Below are 19242 nucleotides of genomic sequence, written 5' to 3' on the forward strand. Positions count from 1 at the left end.
TTCTACAAGATAGAAAAGGCCTTGAAATGCATATTTCAAGGCCTCTGTTTTTTCTACAGCTTTATATTCGTCTCAAAGTCAATATAATCCAGTTCGATCCTGCTTCAGTATTTGATTCTGATTTATTCTGAAAGGATGAGTATGGTATTACCTTTTCACTGTGGTTAACCAACCTGTTAATTGAAATATTGAATCCTTAAATCTTTTTGAAAAATAACCCGGATGTTTCACCGCTGTTGAGTTCAAAGCCGGTGATTTTACTCCTGGCATCCCGTTGAATTCGTACATGGCTCAAAAAATCATAACCCGTAAAAAGATCATCGGGGCCAAGTAACCTGATTTTTACCGGATCATGGTTTTTATTACTGATCCATAGTTCATTTTCCTTTAGCTCAATCTTAAAAGAGCACTCCAGCTCATCAGAAAAGTATGCACCTGTATAATTAGTCAAAAGTGATTTGGATACCTGAATCTCCCTTACACGTGTCATTTCAATCGGTTTCGTCAAAACGGGGCTTGAGAGATGGGCTTGGGCCGTTTTAGTTTTCAAATTAAAAGTGAACTGGTATTTCACAGATGACCGGACGGCCATATGAAATAAACCGGGTGATTCGGGAGCTAATTCTGCATTCCCGTTAATATAGAGTTTTCCGGACCTGTAAGAAACTGCGACCTTGTAGCCGTTAGGTGCAACATAATTGCCGATCCATTTCTTTAATGTCAACGAATCTTTGATCACTATTACAGGAGCGTTTTCAGGGGTAATAGTTTTGTTGTTTTTTACCGAGCCATCCCGGACCAAGATTTCAGATAGCTGGTTGGCCTTGTTATACACATCTGCATCCCCATCGTTACCAAAGATCAGGAAACCTATTTTTAGTTCGGGATATACAGTAATGATAGTACGGTAGCCTGCCAGTCCGCCATTGTGAATGAAACGCAGATGTCCTCGGTCTTGCCCGGAATTAATGCCCATTGCATAGGTAATCGCTTTTCCGTCATTGAGTTTACCCGGTGTGGTCATCAAGGCGATGTCCTTTAATGTTCCGGCTTTAGGCTGGTAGAAGTTAGCGACCCATTTGGCCATATCTTCAATATTGGTGAACAGACCACCATCGCCCAGGGTATAAACATTTTGAACGGCATTGTGATAAATATCATTGTCTTTGCCATAAGACGAAGCGCGGTTTTTAATAACCGTGCTATAGTCATCAATAAAAGTGCTTGAACTCATGCCCAACGGTTTGAAGATAGCGGAATCGGTGTAGGCTTTAAAGCTTTTGCCGCTCACATTTTTGACAATCTCTGCCAACAGAATGTAGTTAGAGTTGGAATAAGAAAATTTCTCGCCTGGTGTAAAGTTAAGGGTATGCTGCTTTTTGAGCAGGTAAACTGCCTGTTGCTGTGTGAGTATGCCGTCAGCATTCAAGCCGAAGAATTCAGCCAGCCCAATGTCATCCCGTATACCGCTGGTGTGATTTAAAAGATTCCTGACAGTGATCTTTCTTCCGCCGAAATTAGCCATCCAGGGAAGATACACATGTATATCGTTGTCGATGTTTATTTTTCCTTCACCCGCCAGCAGCGAAATTGCGTAACCTGCGAATTGCTTCGATACAGAACACATGTAAAAAATGCTCTGGGGTGTATTAGGCACGCCGTTTTCCAGGTTTGCCAAACCGAATCCTTTGGCATACACCAGTTTATCCCCCTGTACGATCCCCGCTACACATCCGGGGGCGTAATTATTGTTCCATTTTGCAAAAAGTTGATCGATTTTTACAGTAATGCTATCCGGTAAGAATTGCGCCATTACCGTTTTTTGCATAGTTAGTAATGCGATAAACAGAATTATTGAAAGTACAGGCTTAGTGTTTTTGAGGTTCATGATTATCAAAAAACAATGTCAACTTACGACTAAATCTTGGCTAAAGATTTGTTTTACCTAATGAAATTAGTTGTAAATACTTTTATTAGGGGTTATATTTAAAAGACACTGCTCACTGCGAAATAGTTACAACAATTTGTGTATTGTGGTTAATTAAGGGAAACATTCACGTGGTAAATAGCTCAATAATTTTGCAAATCCGCCTATTTCGATCGATTTTTCAATAAAACGGTGTGGTTTTGTATCTGTATCCACCCCTTAATTTTTTTAGCCTTGACTAATTGATAGTTATTTTTTAGGAAATAGCTTTAAAGGTATTCTTTGTCAGTATTTACTAAAAATCAACAACACAATATGGCTTATATTTCCATCGTGTGTTGACTTAAATATAACTGCACCGAAAGATTTTCAAAATCATTCAAAACTTATCAATTCGGCTTAAATGTTCCAAATCTTCAACAAATTGGTTTGGAAATCTTTTAGCTTCGGCTACTTGAAGATGAAGCAGCTACAGTAATGTGGCTGCTTTCGTTTTTTCTGATCATACAGTGTTCATGCCCCTTAATAAGTGGAGTTAACGTACTGAATTTACCTGCTTGGGCGAAAAACCGAAATGTCGTGAAAAACTTGCTGAAAAGCTTGCCGGACTGCTGAAACCGACCTGGTAGGCTACTTCAGCAATGGTGGCTGTGCGGCGCGCCAGGAGATCGTGTGCATGCTGTAGCCGTATTTCGCGCACCAGTTCGCCAGGGGCCCGGCCAGTTATTGCCTTTAATTTTCGATGCAGCTGAATCCTGCTCATACCAATATCCGCAGCCATTTGATCGGTCCCATAGCTGTTGTCATCCAGGTTATTTTCAACCGCGGCTTTTATCTTATTTAAAAAAGCCTGCTCTATCGTCGGCATATTGGGCAACTCTATCAGCCATCTCTTGTGCATTGCAATATGTTGTTTCAAAATATTGCGCATGCCGATCAGGTTCCCGATCAGCGCCAGCAGTTCGCGCTTTTCAAAAGGTTTGGCAAGATAAGCATCAGCTCCTGTTTGAATACCTTTTACACGGCTATCTACGTCAGCCTTTGCTGTCAGCATGATGACCGGGATATGGCTTGTCCGTTCGTCTTTCTTCAATATCCCGCACAACTCATAACCATCTGTATCGGGCATCATCACATCGGTAATAATGAGTGCCGGGATTTGTTCTATACCCATGGTGATTCCCGCCTTGCCGTCCGGAGCGGTAACTACCCGGTACTGCTCTGCAAGCTGACGTTCAATAAAGTCACGGAGCTCCCGGTGATCCTCTACCAGCAAAATCAAGTCCATATCGGCCTCGGTTTTATCAGGTTTTGCTTCTTCGCTTTCAGCGGCTGCATTCATAGCCTTAAACTCCACTACACCCTCATGAGCGCCCGCCGCTTCGTCTAAAGGCAACTGGATCACCACTTCGGTAAATGCCCCTTCCCAGCTATTTGCAGCGATACTGCCGCCCATTAGCTCAATCAGTTCTTTACAAAGTGCCAAACCGATACCGCTTCCTTCTGCAGCCTGGCTGCCCGGCGAATTGGCCTGGTAAAAACGGCTGAAAATATAGGGAAGCTTTGATCTGGGTATCCCTTTACCTGTATCGCGAACGCGAACTACATATTGATTCCCGGGCATCCCATCATCGTGATAAAGAAAAATCTCCACCCTGCCTATCGCCGTGAATTTTACCGCATTCCCGATAACGTTCAGCATGACCTTGTCCAATTTATCCCGGTCTGCCATTACCCAAAGTTCGCGATAGCTTGACCGAAAATGCAGTGTGATGCCCTTTTGCAATGCAAGCGGCTCGAAACTTTGGACATGGCCTAATAATAATGCGTTTAAATCGAGCGGTTCGTACAACAATTCCATTAATCCCTGCTCCAGTTTACTCAGATCAAGCAACTGGTTAATGAGCCTCAGCAAGCGCTCGGCATTATTCAGGATCATCCGGTAATCCCGCAGCAATGATGGATCGGTGGTCTGGCCGGCAAGCTCCTTAACCGGATTGAGGATGAGCGTTAACGGCGTCCGGAATTCGTGCGCGATATTGCCGAAAAACCTTGATTTAACAGCGTCCAGTTCACGCAGCTTATCTGCCTTTTCTTTTAGTTCGGCTGTGCGTTGCTGTACAATAGCTTCTAACTTCCTGGCTTCAGCCGCAACCTGTTCGGTTCTTTCAGCTTCTTTTAACAGTGCAGAAGCCGACAATGCTTCAACCTCGGCCAATTGCGCGGCCAATTGCTGGTTTGTGCCGGCATAATCGAGCGCGAGATAAAGGGAGAGGCACACCGGTAAAACAAGTTCGCCCGCGCTCATCACAAATACCCGCATTGAATTATAACCGTAAGGCCATACGCCGAACGTATCATCCCAGCAAAAAATATAAACCAGGAAAACTGCCATTACCCCCGTTGTAACTAACCACGCCTTGCGCCTGCCTTTACGTATAAGGTGATATACACAGATAAAGCCATCCACATTGCAAACAAGGAACACTAACGAAAAAAAATCAGGAAAATCAGTTTCTTTTAAAATATAAAATTTATAAAAGTAAAAAAGTAAATAGGCTGAGCATACGCACGCCAGGGTAACCTGGCGCCATCGATGTACCTGGCCATAATCTAACTTATACAGCAAAATGAGGCCCCACCACAATAGCAACACCTTCAGGTTATAGGTCATGTAATGAGCAATATATTGCAGCTGCGGATGGGCGGTTAAATAAAAAAGGTATATACCCGCGCTGGTGATGCCTGTTAGCATAACAAACAATGCGTAATAAAAATTCAGCTTCTGCTTCGGATAAAACAGAAAAAGCAAAAAGTGCAGCAAGCCAAGAATGAACGCAGCGGCGGCACACATTGGCACAAAATTATATAGCGTCCGGGCGCGCATTATCCGCTTGCTATACAAATCGTAATTGGTAAGTAACACTTCAAAGCCTACAAAATTACGGTATACACCAAAAGGGTTGGCGTAGTGAATAGTTACCAGATGCGGCGCATTGTCCTTTAACCAAAAGGGTATCATCTCTAATGGTGCCCGGTTGGCTTCCGTTGCTTCAACCGGATGGCCTATTTTGCCATAGCCGCCTATTGGCTCACCATCAATAAATATTTCTGACGCGCCGTCATGATTAATGCGCAGGCCAAATTTTTGGCCTGCCACATCCTTACCTGCTTTTACCCAAATATTAAACCAGCCAATACCTTTCCACCCGGCGGGTAGTTTGTCTGCGCCAAACGCCGTATACCGTACAGCCCCCCAGCCACCGGAACGGGCATCAGGCGGTGTATTTGCGTTATTTATTTCAGCATGAAAGAACCAGTGTTTATCACGCAGTGATATTTCATTGTAGGCGCCGAAATCTTTGTGATGCAGAATTACCGTGTCTTGCGCATTGGCCGTACCGTACAAAGCCAAAAGCAAAAGCAACAAGACGAAGGTACATTTAGCTGGATGCATGTTGAGATTAAGTTTGCGTAAAACTGCCGGGATTTTATAATCAAAAATATATTATATTTATTATAATATACAGATACTGAAGGGCTTTATTCATAACAGAGCGGCCTTAATATTAGTTAATGCCTTTTTCCAGCCTGGCGTTTTGACCCGCAAATATCTTCCATTCACCGTCCCGTTTTACCACGACGATCATCCGGCGAAACTCAAACGTTTGACCCGGATATCGTTCGTCGCCGGCAAGACCTGTTCGTACATGTACAACCGCAAGGTCCTGATTCAGATAGGTAATATCTTCAACAGCCCGGGTATAGTACCGGGTGTTTTTAAAATAAGTATTATGAACCTGCTTATAATGCCTAAAAATATCATCCCGACCTTTATAGTAGGCGCCAAACCAGTTTACCCAGGTAGCATCAGAGGTGTAGTTGGCCGCCAGTTTTTCGGGGCTATGGCTATTCCATGCATCTTCATAATTTTTGATCATCTGCCGTATCGCAGCGTTATTCGATGCTGTGTCAGGCTGCAGGGCCAGTACGCTGGTACTGCATAGCCATATCAGAAGTATCAGGCTTGTTATCTTTTTCATAGGTATTTTATACAGGTGGACAAACATCCATAGCGGATACTACAAATAAAGGTGATACTTCATGATGTTACTTATGTTTATGTTACAAATCCTTTATCTTTTGTTACATAAAGCTAAACCTGCCCTATTCATGAAACGATTTTTTACGGCATGAATATTGAAATTAACAGCGTTATGAAATACACACACGTTATTTTAGGAGGAACCGGCCATATCGGTGCCGCGCTTTCGACCGCTTTGCTGCAAAAACAACAAAAGGTCATGATCATTGGCCACGATCCGGCTAAAGCTGCCGAATGGACTGTTAAGGGGGCAGCCTATGAGGTTGCAGACATCCGGGATACAGCCCGTTTAAAAGAACTGTTCGGACAGGCGGAGCGCCTGTTTGTGCTGAACCCGAACGCGGCTCCCGATAAAGATATCGATGCGGTGGAAAGGGAACAGATCGGCAGTATCCTAAACGCGCTTGAAGGGGCCGAACTGAAAAAGATCGTCGCCGCTTCTACCTATGGCGCACAGCCCGGAGATCATATTTTTGACCTCGGTGCACTGTATGAATTAGAGCAGGGCTTAGCCAAATTAGACATCCCGCTGGCAGTGATCCGCAGCGCTTATTACATGAGCAATTTTGACCAGGCAATACCAGCTGTGCGGGAAAAGGGAGAATTGACCACTTTGTTTCCGGCGGACTTTAAGTTGCCCATGGTCGCGCCGGCAGATATCGGTGCATTTGCAGCCAAATTAATGCTTGACGACCAGACCGGGCTGTTCTTCCTGGAAGGCCCTGAAACCTATTCTAATCAGGATGTGGCTGAAACATTCGGTAAGCTATTGCACAAAACGGTAAACGTAGTGACTGTCCCCGAAGCTGATTGGAAAGACTTTATGATAAAAGGCGGCTTTTCCGAAAAAGCGGCGGAATCTTTCGCTAATATGACGAAACTTACCATTAGCCAGCAATCGGAAATACCAACCGCCCAACATGGGCCCACGACCTTGTTTCACTACCTGAAAAAGCAATTGCAGTTCAATAATGCTTAAAATACTGTACCTTTTTTTGTGTTTTATCGCAGCGGGATAAACCACAGCATATTGACCCCTGTAGCCAATTTGGTCTTGACCATCTTTAATTATCAGAATCAAATAGTTAAGAATGTAAATAAAATTGGTGAAGAGGGGGCAGTCAAAATGGTTTTTCCAGCCAAGCCTTTTAATCTGGATTTTCTTTTGGAGAAGATTCAGAAATATCTCAATTGATCAGATGGATCTCAGTCTCATTTAATTTTAATAAAAAAGCGCGCTGTCTTAGCGCGCTTTTCTAAATGACAACAATTATTGCTGTTTAACAACAGGCGCTGTTAAAGCCATGATCGCCGCCCTTTGTTTATCAAGGTCAGCTAATTTTTGCTTCTTCCTATCAATCTTTTCATTGAGGTCTTTCATGTCCTTAACGTTATCTTTCTGATTATCCATTGCATCTTTGGCATCATTGGCCTGGTTGTTCGCCTTTCTTGCCTGCTTCATTGCTTTTTTGGCATCACCGACATTGCCGTTAGTTGCCGTGCTGGCCGTTTCCTTACTCCCCTGCGCAGAGGTTACCGCATCCTGTGCCGTAGAAGCGCTTTTGGATTGGTAACCGGCTGTCTTATTTTGCTGGGCGATCAGTTTGCTGTTCAATTTGGAAATTTCTAACGTCACTTCTCCGTATTCTTTATTTAACTTAACTGTATCGGCCGCGGTTTTATATTTCTGGGCAGAGGCAGAAACCGCAAAGCCTAAGGTTGTCATAGCGAACACGCAAAATGCGGTTGTTGCCTTGTTGAATTTGATCATTTGTTTTTTGATTATTTGCTGTAATTCAGCATAAGGTACAGTACAATAACCGCTCCACGATCCCCCTGCCTATAATATCTAATCATCTGTATTACAATTAAATAAAAAGCGTCTCTTATAAAGGATTTAATGTAGCTATTAAAGGGTTAGTCATATTTGATGATAATCGCTAATCTGGAAAAACCATTTTGACTGACCGCTCTTCGTCAATTTCGGCTGCAATCCTAACTACTTGATTACAATAATAGAAAGTGGTCAAAGTTAAATCGGCCAACAGGGGTCAATATATTGTGATTTATCCATTAGAGGATTGGCTTTATCAAATTTTAATAAAGCTAATTATATTGGACTTGATTCAATTGTAGTAACAGCACGACCATACTCAGGAAACTTAAATAGCAACGCTATAGTAGATTTGATTCTGCTCAGGCTTTTCAACGAAAATTAGTAAAAAAGCCGACATTGGGAGACCTATGGCGGCTTTAGTAAAATAAAAGAATAGTTCAATTATCAGAACAGCAAATTATTCCTTTTGATAAAGAATAAGGTAACTGGAGCCATAAACACCGGCAAATGAACCTTCTTTCTCGCTTATTGTTTCTTCACGTGATTAAAAAATTCAGTCATTTGCGCTAAACCAGTTTTTGAAAACATTCTCTCAGAATTTTCCAGCGTATCTTTTGTGGCTTTAGCTCCTCTTTCAACCATTTCTTTTTCAAAATGGGCAATCGCTTCTTTGATATCAGTAAATTGATTCCCGGTTAAGCATTCGGCCAGTTCAAACGAATCCTGCAATGCCACATTAGCACCTTCGCCTGCATATGGTGGCATCCGGTGCGCGGCATCCCCAATCAGTGTAAGGCTCTCATCCGTTTCCCAGCTTTGATTTAATGGGAAATAATATTGCGGGCGGGGAATGAAACAAACTGCATCATTTGTAAAAAACTCATGCCATTCATCGCTCCAGCTGGCAAAATCTTTCTTAAACCATTCAAAAACTTCCTCTCTGTTATTGAAATTAATGCCGCTTTGTTCCAGCCAGTTTTCGGGCGTTTTAAAATTCACCACAAACATAATTGAGCCATCGGCTTTTGTGCCATAACCTACAAATTGTCCGTCATCAAACGCCATTACTTTACCTCCTCTTGCAAAGGAAAAAAGTTTTGGGGTGTATTTTTCAGCATTGTAAATATTGCCTTCAATCAGCGTGATACCTGAGTAAACCGGTTCAACATCACTTAAATAAGGCCGCACTTTTGAATTGGCCCCGTCAGCCGCAATTACCAGATCGGCATAGGCATTCGATCCGTTTTTAAAAAACAAACGCCAGCCTTTTCTTTCTCTTTGCATTGAAATGAAATGGCTGTCCCATACCACGGTATCCTGCCGCAATGAGTTCAATAAAATATCCCGCAAAGGCGCACGGTCTATTTCGGGGCGGGTTTCTGCGGTAATAGTCGCAAAGTTGTGGTCATCAAAAGCAATATCGAGCATTCTGTCTACAAGCAGCATCTTACTTGCTACAGGACGGTGGTATTTATAAAATTTATCCAGCAAACCGCTCCGTTTCAGCGCTTCCAGTCCTGTGCCTTCGTGCAGGTCGAGCGTGGCGCCCTGCACCCGTACATTTCTGTCTATATCCCGTTCATATACTTTTACATCTGCACCTTTAAGTTGTAAAAGCCTTGCTAAGGCCAACCCCGCTGGTCCGCCACCTACTATGGCAACCTGTTTATTATCTAATAACATAATTTTTCATCGTTTAATTACGATGCAAAATTATTTCTGCCTGATGGCCGATAATAGTATAAATCGGTCGTTTTTGTTTTTAGATAATTCTTTGGGTACAACGCCCGAAAACTTCTTCACTTCTTTGATAAAGTGGTTCTGGTCAAAAAAGTTCTCCTCCGGAAACAGCCGGCCGTCTGCAATATGCTCCAACGAGGCGCGGAAACGAAGAATATTGCAATAGGCTTTAAGTGAGATCCCGAATTGCTGATTAAAGTAGCGATTTATCTGCCGGCTGCTCCAAAACACTTTTCCGGAAAGCTCTTTAACCGTGATCGTCCCTTTCGTTAGATAAATCAGTTCAAACAATTTCCGTTTACGTTCATCTATTTCTTCCGGTATGAGCGATTTGATCTTTTGCGTTGCTTTTTCAACAAAGCAGTCAAAATCCAGCAAATCGTTTTCTGTAAACCCCCAATAGCCTTCCGGTAAAAATCTGCCACCGTTTACTATATTGGCAATGGCCTCTCCAAAAATATACTCAACGGCAAGCAATTTGAAGCTAATGCAGAATATTACGCTATTGGCCGAAACTTTGGCCTGTTCAAACTGGGTTAGTCCTCCAAGCTGTGCAATACTAAAAGGCTGTGTAGCGGATTTAAAAAGCAATATATCAATAAGTCCGTCGGGTAACCCTGTTGTATCTTTATCGGCATCCGATAGGTTACGTAAAAACCAAAAGCTATCAACAAAATCCGAAAGTGGTTTACCGGGCCTAACAATTCTGTATTCCAGGTTATTGCTCATAGCTTTTGTTAATTTGCTTTGTTGTATTGTAAATCCGCAGTTTATCATTGATTTACCGGCGGTTTAACTATTAAGCAGCAGGTAAACTTAAATAAAATGTGGTTCCTGTGCCCATAGTTGTTTCAAACCAAATTTTGCCGTTGGCATTTTCAATAGAGTTTTTGATGAATGCAAGGCCTAAACCCGTTCCGGAGCTTTTGGTGGTAAAGTTTGGCTCAAAGATCTTTTCACGCATCTCTTCCGGAATCCCGTTACCGTTATCTTTGATGGTAAGCAGGATATTTTTGCTGGTTACCAGGTAATTGATATCTATGATGCACTTCCTGTCTTGAGGGGTGGCTTCAATAGCATTTTTCAACAGGTTATTAAAACAGCGCAATAGCTGGTCGCGGTCGGCATTGATAATGAACGCACTTTCTGGTTGCAGATAGGTGATCTGCACGTTATCCATCTGTTTAAAAATGGTAACTGCCTGGTTTAACATATCAAAAATATTGATCTGCTCAATGCGGGTATCCGGCATCTTGGCAAATGCCGAAAACTCCGACGCTATCGACGACAGGCTTTCAATCTGCTCTACAAATGACTTGCTGAAACGTTCAAATTTTTGATCAAACCTGGGATCTTTGTCCTTCCATGATTTATCAAGCAGTTGTAAGCCCAGTTTTAGCGGCGTTAACGGGTTTTTGATTTCATGCGCAACCTGCTTGGCCATTTCGCGCCAGGCGCTTTCGCGTTCGGATTGTGCCAGCCGCTGGGCACTGTTTTCAAGGGCCGATATCATTTTGTTATACTCCTTAACCAATGCGCCGATCTCGTCATCGCGCGACCATTTGATATGTTCGTTCTTTTTACCGTAGATGGTTTTGCTGAGGCTTTGTTGTATAAAGTTTAAGGGCGCGGTTATCTGCCTTGCTATAATGATGGCAAACAAGCCAATTGCTATAAAAACAATGGCATAAACGTTTATCATCACATTAAGCAATGAGCTTATTCGCTCGCGGTAATCGGCTTCATTACTAAAATAAGGCAGCTGGATATAGGCAACCGTTTTGTTTGATGCAGTAAGGGTTACCGGGGCATAGGCCGCTTTATAGCTCAGTTCGCCAATTTTCTCGTCGTTTACAAACTCGGTTTTTTGCAATTTGCTCAAAAAGATGAATGCACGGGCGTTCATCCGTTTTGCCACGAGGCCGTTTTCATAAATTTTAGGCTGAGTGGTTAGTAAGGGAACTCCATTGGTATCAAACAAAGTAAGATCGGTTGCGTAAGTATTGGCCAATTCATTAAAATGAACCTGGCTCTCCTCATTGAGATGCTCAACATACTGGGTAAAAAGGCCGTTTTCAAATGCCGATGCTATACGGGTTATCTTATCCCTGATCATTTTTTCCTGCTGGGTATAGTACTGGTTACTGATGGATAAAAAAGTAATAAAACCAACAAGCACCAGGGTAACCACTACGGCCAGTATCATCGAGATCTGGATGCGGGTTTTATACAATACCTTATCAAAATTTATCCTGAAGTTTATCTTCAGCCCGTCTTCGGCTATGTTAAAGATCTTGATGCGGGCCCATGACCATTTTAAAGTGATGATAACCGCGCTGAATATCAGTATAACCACCAAAAAGAAGGTAAGCGAAGTAACCGCATAGTAAAGTGAGTTTTCCTCCCTGCTAACAACAATCAGGTTTCTTTCGCTGGGCCTGTATATCAGGTGATTGTATGTTGTAAAGCTTTCGTACCAGGCAGTGCTGTGGTTTTGCGTGGTTTTTTCGGTGTATTTTTTCAGGTCGCCTTTAAACTCCCTGTTATCAAGCGAGTAAACATAGGTGCCGCGCTGGCTCAGCAATTTGTTATCGCTATAAAAGGCGTATGAATAATCTTTAAAGTCATTTTCAGGGCTTATGTTGCCATCAATCAATAATTCGGGGAAAGCACCTGATAATTGCAGAGGTTTTGATTTAAGCTCAATTACAATAGTGCCCAATTGTTTATTACTGGTATTTACAGGCAGTATGGCAAAGTAATTCTGATATCCGAATGATTCGTTTTCGCGGTAAAAATAGTCGGATACCTTAAATGAACTATATAGTACAAGGTCTTTAAACACACTCAGCGAGTAGTTTTTATCTGCCGAGGTAGGTTCGTCATTGGCATCAAATTCATGAACTTTAAACTCGTACTTTGACAGGTAGCCATCAAAATACAGTTTTTGGAAACGGGTTTTAAGATAATCGCCGTTGTGCAGGCCGTTAGTAAAATAACGTACTATGGCCGTATCCGTTATAATTTGATTTTCTATCCTTTTAAAAATATAATCGGCCGTAGCATCATCCGGGATCTCCAGTTTCTGTACCAGGGCCTTCCGGGTTTCGTGCTCTTTCTGATCTTCAAAATGATTAAGCTTAATGGCTGCTATCAGGGCACAAACAAACACGATACCTAAAAACGATGTGGCAAAAAGCTGTTCTTTATAGTAAATAAAATTATAAGCTCTTATCAGTACCAACAGTGCCCATAACATATAAAACAAAGTAAATTCATTAAAATAGGCAAACACGGCGGTAGCTATGATAATTCCAGCCAAAAACAGGAATAACTGGTGCGTTCGGGGTACGTTAAGCTTCAGGCATATAGTTAAAATGATTTCATTGAGCAGGTAAAATATCAAAAAGCTAAAACACAGCATTAATACCCCCAATATGCTGAACCCCGTTAAGCTGAGTACATTGTTTACATCAAAGTTGATTTTTGAGTTGATAACCAGGCCATGAAACAAACGCAATAATGATGTTGACACCCCTATAAGCGTTAAAATAGCAATAACCACAATAACATAGCCGGCAGTTTTGCTTTGCACATTGGTTAAAAACCTGCGGCGCTGCCTGTACACAAAGGCTACAAACCAAAAAATGACCAGGATATTGATACAAAAATCGCCCAGCGAAGGATAAACCAGGCTTGAGCCATAAAATGCCGGATTGAAAATGCTAAGCTTATAAGTAAAATCGGGCAGGTTATAATGCAGATTAACAAACCTGAACAGCACAATATATAAAGCAAGGAATATGATAGATAATACCACATACCCCTTTGATGCCACGTAATTGCAAATATTATGCATCAGTACACAAAGCGTAATGGCGGTGAGGATCCAAAATGAAAGTTCATAGTAAACAAAATCATTATTGGCATCATTATTTTTAAGCTTTACCGAAAACAGGTAATCATTATCGCTGCTATGAACTTCATAAACGTTGACATCTGTAAAATCGGCTATGTCAATGTTATCATCGTCGAGCAGATCCCTGGCAAATTTGTTTTGAAGGTATTTGTTCTGGAACGCGTAATTGATCTTAACCGGAATAAAGAAGATAACGGAAAAATTCCCTTCCGTTTTCCGAAACGTTTCATAATACCCATTGGGTTGCTTAATAAAGGAATAACCATCTTTAATGGTATTGGTACTATCGGGCAACACTTTTATGCCACTCCAAAAGCTTAATTTATTATTGGTTAAGGTTATAAACCAAATGCTGTTTTGGGTGGTGAAATTTTCAATAGCATTAATAGCGTCCTGCTCATTATTGCGCAGGTTCATCATCTTTTTAAAACGTTCGGTGCCGTTAAGCTGCTTATTTATAAACGCTTCTTTGTTATGGAGATTATCTTCCAGTATCCGGGCAGACTGCACAAGGCTATTTACGGGCGTATATGTTTTTTGAACAATAACGGCCGTAAGCAGCAAACTAAGCCCTAAAAGGGCAAGCAATAGGCGTATTTTTCCGGAAGTAGTCAAGATGTTGCTATACTATGGATTTTTTGTTTAATACAAGCCTATAACAAAAATAAAAGCCACATGTTGTATGTGGCTTTTAAAAATTATTGCGGTAACGCGGCGCTTGCAGTTTCAACGGTTTTATCAACCTTTTTAACAAGGCCCTGCAGTACGTTACCCGGCCCTACTTCGGTAAACGAAGTAGCACCATCTTCAAGCATATGCATTACGGTTTGTGTCCACCTAACGGCACCGGTAAGCTGAGCTATCAGGTTGTGTTTAATCAGTTCAGGATCGGTATATGGCTTGGCATCTATGTTTTGATAGATGGGGCAAATGGGGGCTTTGATCTCGGTAGCCACAATCGCGGCCTCCAGTTCAACCCTCGCGGCCTCCATTAACGGCGAATGGAACGCTCCGCCTACTTTGAGCTTCAGGGCACGTTTTGCACCGGCTTCGGTCATCTTAATACAAGCCTCGTCAATACCGGCAATGGAGCCCGATATCACCAGCTGGCCAGGGCAGTTGTAATTTGCAGGCACAACAACCTCGCTTATGCGCTGGCAAATATCTTCTACAGTAAAATCATCCAGGCCTAAAATAGCGGCCATGGTTGATGGTTGTATTTCACAAGCTTTTTGCATAGCGTTGGCACGTGCTGCTACCAAACGCAAGCCATCTTCAAATGATAAAGCGCCTGCGGCTACCAGGGCCGAAAATTCACCCAAGGAGTGGCCCGCAACCATTTCGGGCTTAAAATCATCACCCAAAACTGTGGCCAAAATGGTTGAATGTAAGTAAATAGCAGGCTGGGTAACGTTGGTTTGCACCAGGTCATCGGCTGTGCCTTCAAACATTACATCAGTAATGCGGAAACCCAGGATTTCGTTGGCTTTTTCAAACAGCTCACGTGCTTTTTCTGATTGATTGTAGAGGTCCTTGCCCATACCCGGAAACTGGGCGCCCTGGCCCGGGAAAATATATGCTTTCATTTTAGAGATTAGAGGTTAGTTAATTAGAGATTGGTTGTATACGATTAAAGGCGGGAATCTGATTAGGTTTTTAAAAACTAATCTCTGATCTCCAACCTCTAATCTCTCCCCAACGGGGCTTAACTCAATTTCGAACTTATCAAATTCAAAAACTCGGTCCTGGTTTTTTCTTTCAGGAACTCGCCGGTAAAGGCCGACGTGGTGGTTACCGAGTTTTGTTTTTGTACGCCGCGCATGCTCATGCACAGGTGGCGGCATTCAATTACCACACCAACGCCTACAGGGTTCAGTGTTTGCTGAATACAATCGCGGATTTCGTTTGTTAAACGTTCCTGCACCTGCAAACGGCGGGCAAAAACATCAACCACACGTGGGATCTTGCTTAAGCCCACTACATGCCCGTTAGGGATATAAGCCACATGCGCCTTGCCAAAAAATGGCAGCATATGGTGCTCGCACATCGAATAAACTTCAATGTCTTTTACTACCACCATCTGGCTGTAATCTTCCCTGAATTTGGCCGAGTTCAGGATCTCTTCGGCATTAAGCTCGTAACCGTGGGTTAAATAAAGCATGGCTTTGGCAACGCGTTCGGGGGTTTTTAACAAACCCTCGCGTGCAGCATCTTCGCCTAATTGCTTTAGTACGTTACGGTAGTTATCTTTCAAACTATCAATCCGGTCCTGGTTATAACGATCTATTTTGATGTATCCGCCGAAGTCGTCATCGTCGGTATCCTGGCTAAATTGTGAATCGCTCATTTTATAAAATTAACCGCCAAAATACTCGGCAGAATTATTTTCAGTTTCGTAAAGCTTAACCGAATGTAAAAACACACCCTCATAAGCTTCTATAGGTCCTTTTAACTGGTTAAAGATCTCAATGCAGAGCAACTCGGTCGATGCCATTTTGCCCGCCATAAAATCAACATCCTTGTTGATGTTTTTATGGTCAAGTTTTTCAATAACATACTCGTTGATTATAATTTTAAGCTCTTTTAAATCGATAAGATAACCGGTAGCGTGCGTGACTTCGCCCTTTACAGTTACAAACAGGTTGTAATTGTGACCATGCCAGTTGGGGTTGGCGCATTTGCCAAACACCTCAAAGTTTTTTTCAGCGCTCCATTCCTCACGGTACATCCGGTGAGCGGCATTAAAATGTTCCTTGCGCGTTATATGTATCATCATAACAAAAGTGGGTGCAAATATACAAAACAAAAACAGGGTAGTTGTTTTATATTAGCCGTCAAAATAATGCAATATGCTTATACTCATTGTTGCAGCTACCAAATTTGAGGTTGCCCCCCTCGTAAATCAATTGGGCAATAAGGTTGATGTACTGATAACCGGTGCAGGCATGGTACCAACAGCCTTTGGCATGGCCCGGCAATTAGCCAACCATACTTACGACCTCGTGCTTAATTTGGGCATAGCAGGCAGCTTCGACCGTAATTTCCATTTAGGCGATGTGCTGGAAATAACCGAAGATACCTTTGCTGAGCTTGGCGCACAGGATGACGAAGCTTTTATCCCCATTGATACGCTTGGCTTTGGCGAGAGCGTTTTTTTGCCCACAACATCGCTTGAGCAGGTTTATCCAAACTTTTTTTTGAAAAAGGCAAAGGCTATAACCGTTAATACGGTGCACGGCCACGAACCATCCATCCAAAAATTACAGCAACGGTTACACCCGCAATTGGAAAGCATGGAAGGCGCGGCTTTTTTTTACGCCTGCCGGCAGATGAACGTACCTGGCATGCAAATCAGGGCAGTGTCAAATTATGTTGAGAAACGTAATCGTGAGGCCTGGAACATTGGGCTGGCCATTAAAAATCTGAATACATTTGCCATCGACCTGGTGAACCAGATCATTAACAGTTAATACTACCCGCATGAAACTAACGCTCGGATTTTCGCCCTGCCCTAACGATACATTTATTTTTGATGCCCTCATCCATCATAAAATTGACACCGAAGGCCTGGAGTTTGAAGTATTTTATGATGATGTGGAAACGCTTAACCAAAAAGCTTTTCGTGGCGAATTGGACATTACCAAGTTAAGTTACCATGCTTTTGCCTATGTAACTGACAAGTATGTACTGCTTGACTCGGGCAGCGCGCTGGGTTTTGGGGTTGGGCCTATGCTTATTTTCAACCCACCGATAACGCGCTTTGTAAATGATGAGGATAAAGAAATATTTAAGGGAGAATCGGGCACAAGTGAAAAAGTTGATTTAGTGCCTATTGTTTCTAAATCCAAAATTGGGATCCCTGGAAAATATACAACCGCCAATTTCTTACTAAGCCTCGCGTTTCCGGAAGCGAATAACAAAACAGAAATTGTTTTTTCTGAAATAGAAAATTCTGTACTAAACGGAACCATTGATTTTGGATTGATCATCCACGAAAACAGGTTTACTTATAAGGACAGGGGACTGGCTAAATTAATCGACCTTGGCGATTACTGGGAAAAACGTACAGGTTGCGCTATACCGCTTGGGGGCATTGTAGCCAACCGTAATTTACCCCTTGATGTTCAGCATAAAATTAACCGGGTGCTGCGTAAATCAGTGGAGTTTGCTTTTGCCAATCCCAAATCTGGCTTAGAGTTCATCCGTAAGCATGCACAGGAAATGAGCGAAGAGGTGATGTATAAGCACATTGAACTTTATGTAAATCGATACTCAGTTGAGTTAGGCGAGGAAGGCCGAAAAGCGATTAACCTGATGTTTGATACTGCTTTGGAGAAGGGTATTATACCGGAGGTGAAGCAGGGGATATTTTTGACTGATTAGTCTAACTGCATTGCTTCCAAAAACAAAAGAGGGACTCACCAAAATGCGTCCCTCTTTTGTTTATATTATTTTCAATCAGTTATCAATACAACAAAGCGTCATACGGATACCTTTCAGTATGTATAGCCTTCACTTCTTTATAAAGTAAGGCCCTAAACTCCTCCACATTTTCCTTTTTAGTTGCGGAGATAAATATGGCAGGAGCATTGTTTTTGGCCATCCAGCTTTGTTTAAAGTCTTCCAGTGTCAATGGTTCTTCCTGTTGCGGCACCTGGTGATCTTCGGGTTTAAAGGCATCTATTTTGTTAAATACAGTAATAATGCGTTTATCAATAGCGCCGATATCTTTGAGGGTTTCATTAACCGTACGGATCTGATCTTCAAAATTGGGGTGCGAAATATCCACTACATGGATCAGGATATCGGCTTCGCGGGTTTCGTCAAGCGTCGATTTAAAACATTCAACCAGATGGTGCGGTAACTTACGGATAAACCCTACCGTGTCCGACATCAGGAAGGGCAGGTTCTCAATCACGACTTTCCTTACGGTAGTATCCAGTGTGGCAAACAGCTTATTCTCCGCAAACACTTCCGATTTGGCTATCATATTCATGATAGTTGATTTACCTACGTTGGTGTATCCCACCAGTGCGGTACGCACCAGCTGATGGCGGTTTTTGCGTTGTGTTTCGTTCTGTTTATCTATCTGCCTTAGCTTATCCTTTAGTAAGGAGATTTTATTCAGGATCAAACGACGGTCGGTTTCAATTTGCGACTCACCCGGGCCGCGCATACCAATACCACCCTTCTGGCGCTCCAGGTGGGTCCAGAGGCGGGTAAGGCGGGGCAGCAGGTATTGCAATTGCGCCAGTTCAACCTGGGTTTTGGCCTGCGCTGTTTGGGCACGGCTTGCAAAAATATCCAGGATCAGGTTATTCCTGTCCAGGATCTTTACCTGCAGTTCGTTCTCAATATTACGCAATTGCGATGGCGAAAGGCCATCATCAAAAATAACTATATCAATTTCTTCTTCTTTAACGTAGGCTTTAATATCTTCCAGCTTACCTGAGCCAACAAAAGTTGCCCTGTCCGGGCGCTGTAGTTTTTGAGTGAAATGGCTCACCGTTAACGCTCCCGCGGTGCTGGCCAAAAACTCGAGCTCTTCCAGGTGTTCCTTCTCAATCTCGTCGGTTTCGTTGGGGGTTATTACACCCACAAGTACCGCTTTTTCCTGCTTCACAGCAGTATCATAAAATTTTTGCTTCATTAATTACAGTATATCAATCAAAGTGCCAATTAAATAAATGTACGTAAACGGGGCTATGAAATAA

The 19242-nt window shown here is 42.5% G+C and carries 14 protein-coding genes; 3 read left to right on the forward strand and 11 right to left on the reverse strand.

Annotated elements, in window-relative coordinates; genetic code table 11:
- Positions 1–196: 196 nt before the first annotated feature.
- The 3 genes from DIU38_RS24730 to DIU38_RS24740 form a co-directional block, all read right to left on the reverse strand.
- Complete coding sequence (locus DIU38_RS24730; protein WP_112653013.1) at positions 197–1888, reverse strand: serine hydrolase domain-containing protein; 1692 nt, start codon at positions 1886–1888, stop codon at positions 197–199.
- Between the two features lie 574 nt (positions 1889–2462).
- Positions 2463–5384 (reverse strand): response regulator, encoded by a 2922-nt coding sequence (locus DIU38_RS24735; protein ID WP_112653014.1) that lies wholly within the window; start codon positions 5382–5384, stop codon positions 2463–2465.
- Between the two features lie 112 nt (positions 5385–5496).
- The gene (locus DIU38_RS24740; protein WP_167516275.1) at positions 5497–5970 is read right to left on the reverse strand and encodes an SgcJ/EcaC family oxidoreductase; all 474 of its coding nucleotides are present in this window, start codon (positions 5968–5970) and stop codon (positions 5497–5499) included.
- Positions 5971–6144: 174 nt separating this feature from the next.
- Here DIU38_RS24740 and DIU38_RS24745 point away from each other — a divergent pair, with 174 nt between their 5' ends.
- A complete protein-coding gene (locus DIU38_RS24745; protein WP_167516276.1) occupies positions 6145–7011 on the forward strand; it encodes an NmrA family NAD(P)-binding protein in 867 nt (288 codons plus the stop codon).
- 291 nt (positions 7012–7302) lie between these two features.
- Here DIU38_RS24745 and DIU38_RS24750 read toward each other — a convergent pair whose 3' ends face one another.
- From DIU38_RS24750 to DIU38_RS24780, 7 genes are all read right to left on the reverse strand, one after another.
- The gene (locus DIU38_RS24750) at positions 7303–7803 is read right to left on the reverse strand and encodes a hypothetical protein (RefSeq protein WP_149354175.1); all 501 of its coding nucleotides are present in this window, start codon (positions 7801–7803) and stop codon (positions 7303–7305) included.
- Between the two features lie 591 nt (positions 7804–8394).
- Entirely contained in the window at positions 8395–9552 is a 1158-nt protein-coding gene (locus tag DIU38_RS24755) for an FAD-dependent oxidoreductase (RefSeq protein WP_112657055.1), read from the reverse strand.
- Between the two features lie 30 nt (positions 9553–9582).
- The gene (locus tag DIU38_RS24760; protein WP_112657061.1) at positions 9583–10338 is read right to left on the reverse strand and encodes a helix-turn-helix domain-containing protein; all 756 of its coding nucleotides are present in this window, start codon (positions 10336–10338) and stop codon (positions 9583–9585) included.
- Between the two features lie 70 nt (positions 10339–10408).
- Entirely contained in the window at positions 10409–14143 is a 3735-nt protein-coding gene (locus DIU38_RS24765; RefSeq protein WP_146750298.1) for an ATP-binding protein, read from the reverse strand.
- An 83-nt stretch (positions 14144–14226) separates the two neighbouring features.
- On the reverse strand, positions 14227–15114 hold the full coding sequence (gene fabD / locus DIU38_RS24770; RefSeq protein WP_112657051.1) for an ACP S-malonyltransferase: 888 nt from the start codon (positions 15112–15114) through the stop codon (positions 14227–14229).
- 119 nt (positions 15115–15233) lie between these two features.
- Positions 15234–15875 carry a GTP cyclohydrolase I FolE gene (gene folE, locus DIU38_RS24775; protein ID WP_112657049.1) on the reverse strand — a complete coding sequence of 214 codons (642 nt, stop codon included), beginning with the start codon at positions 15873–15875 and terminating at the stop codon, positions 15234–15236.
- 9 nt (positions 15876–15884) lie between these two features.
- A complete protein-coding gene (locus DIU38_RS24780; RefSeq protein ID WP_090534603.1) occupies positions 15885–16301 on the reverse strand; it encodes a 6-pyruvoyl trahydropterin synthase family protein in 417 nt (138 codons plus the stop codon).
- A 76-nt stretch (positions 16302–16377) separates the two neighbouring features.
- Here DIU38_RS24780 and mqnB point away from each other — a divergent pair, with 76 nt between their 5' ends.
- Together mqnB and DIU38_RS24790 are read left to right on the forward strand one after the other, a co-directional pair.
- Entirely contained in the window at positions 16378–16998 is a 621-nt protein-coding gene (gene mqnB / locus DIU38_RS24785; protein ID WP_112657047.1) for a futalosine hydrolase, read from the forward strand.
- 10 nt (positions 16999–17008) lie between these two features.
- A complete protein-coding gene (locus tag DIU38_RS24790; RefSeq protein ID WP_112657045.1) occupies positions 17009–17911 on the forward strand; it encodes a menaquinone biosynthesis family protein in 903 nt (300 codons plus the stop codon).
- An 82-nt stretch (positions 17912–17993) separates the two neighbouring features.
- On the opposite strand, the gene hflX is transcribed toward DIU38_RS24790, so the two are convergent.
- On the reverse strand, positions 17994–19178 hold the full coding sequence (gene hflX / locus DIU38_RS24795) for a GTPase HflX (RefSeq protein ID WP_112657043.1): 1185 nt from the start codon (positions 19176–19178) through the stop codon (positions 17994–17996).
- Positions 19179–19242: the final 64 nt, after the last annotated feature.

It is taken from the genome of Mucilaginibacter metallidurans, assembly GCF_003286435.2.
GTDB lineage: Bacteria > Bacteroidota > Bacteroidia > Sphingobacteriales > Sphingobacteriaceae > Mucilaginibacter > Mucilaginibacter gossypii.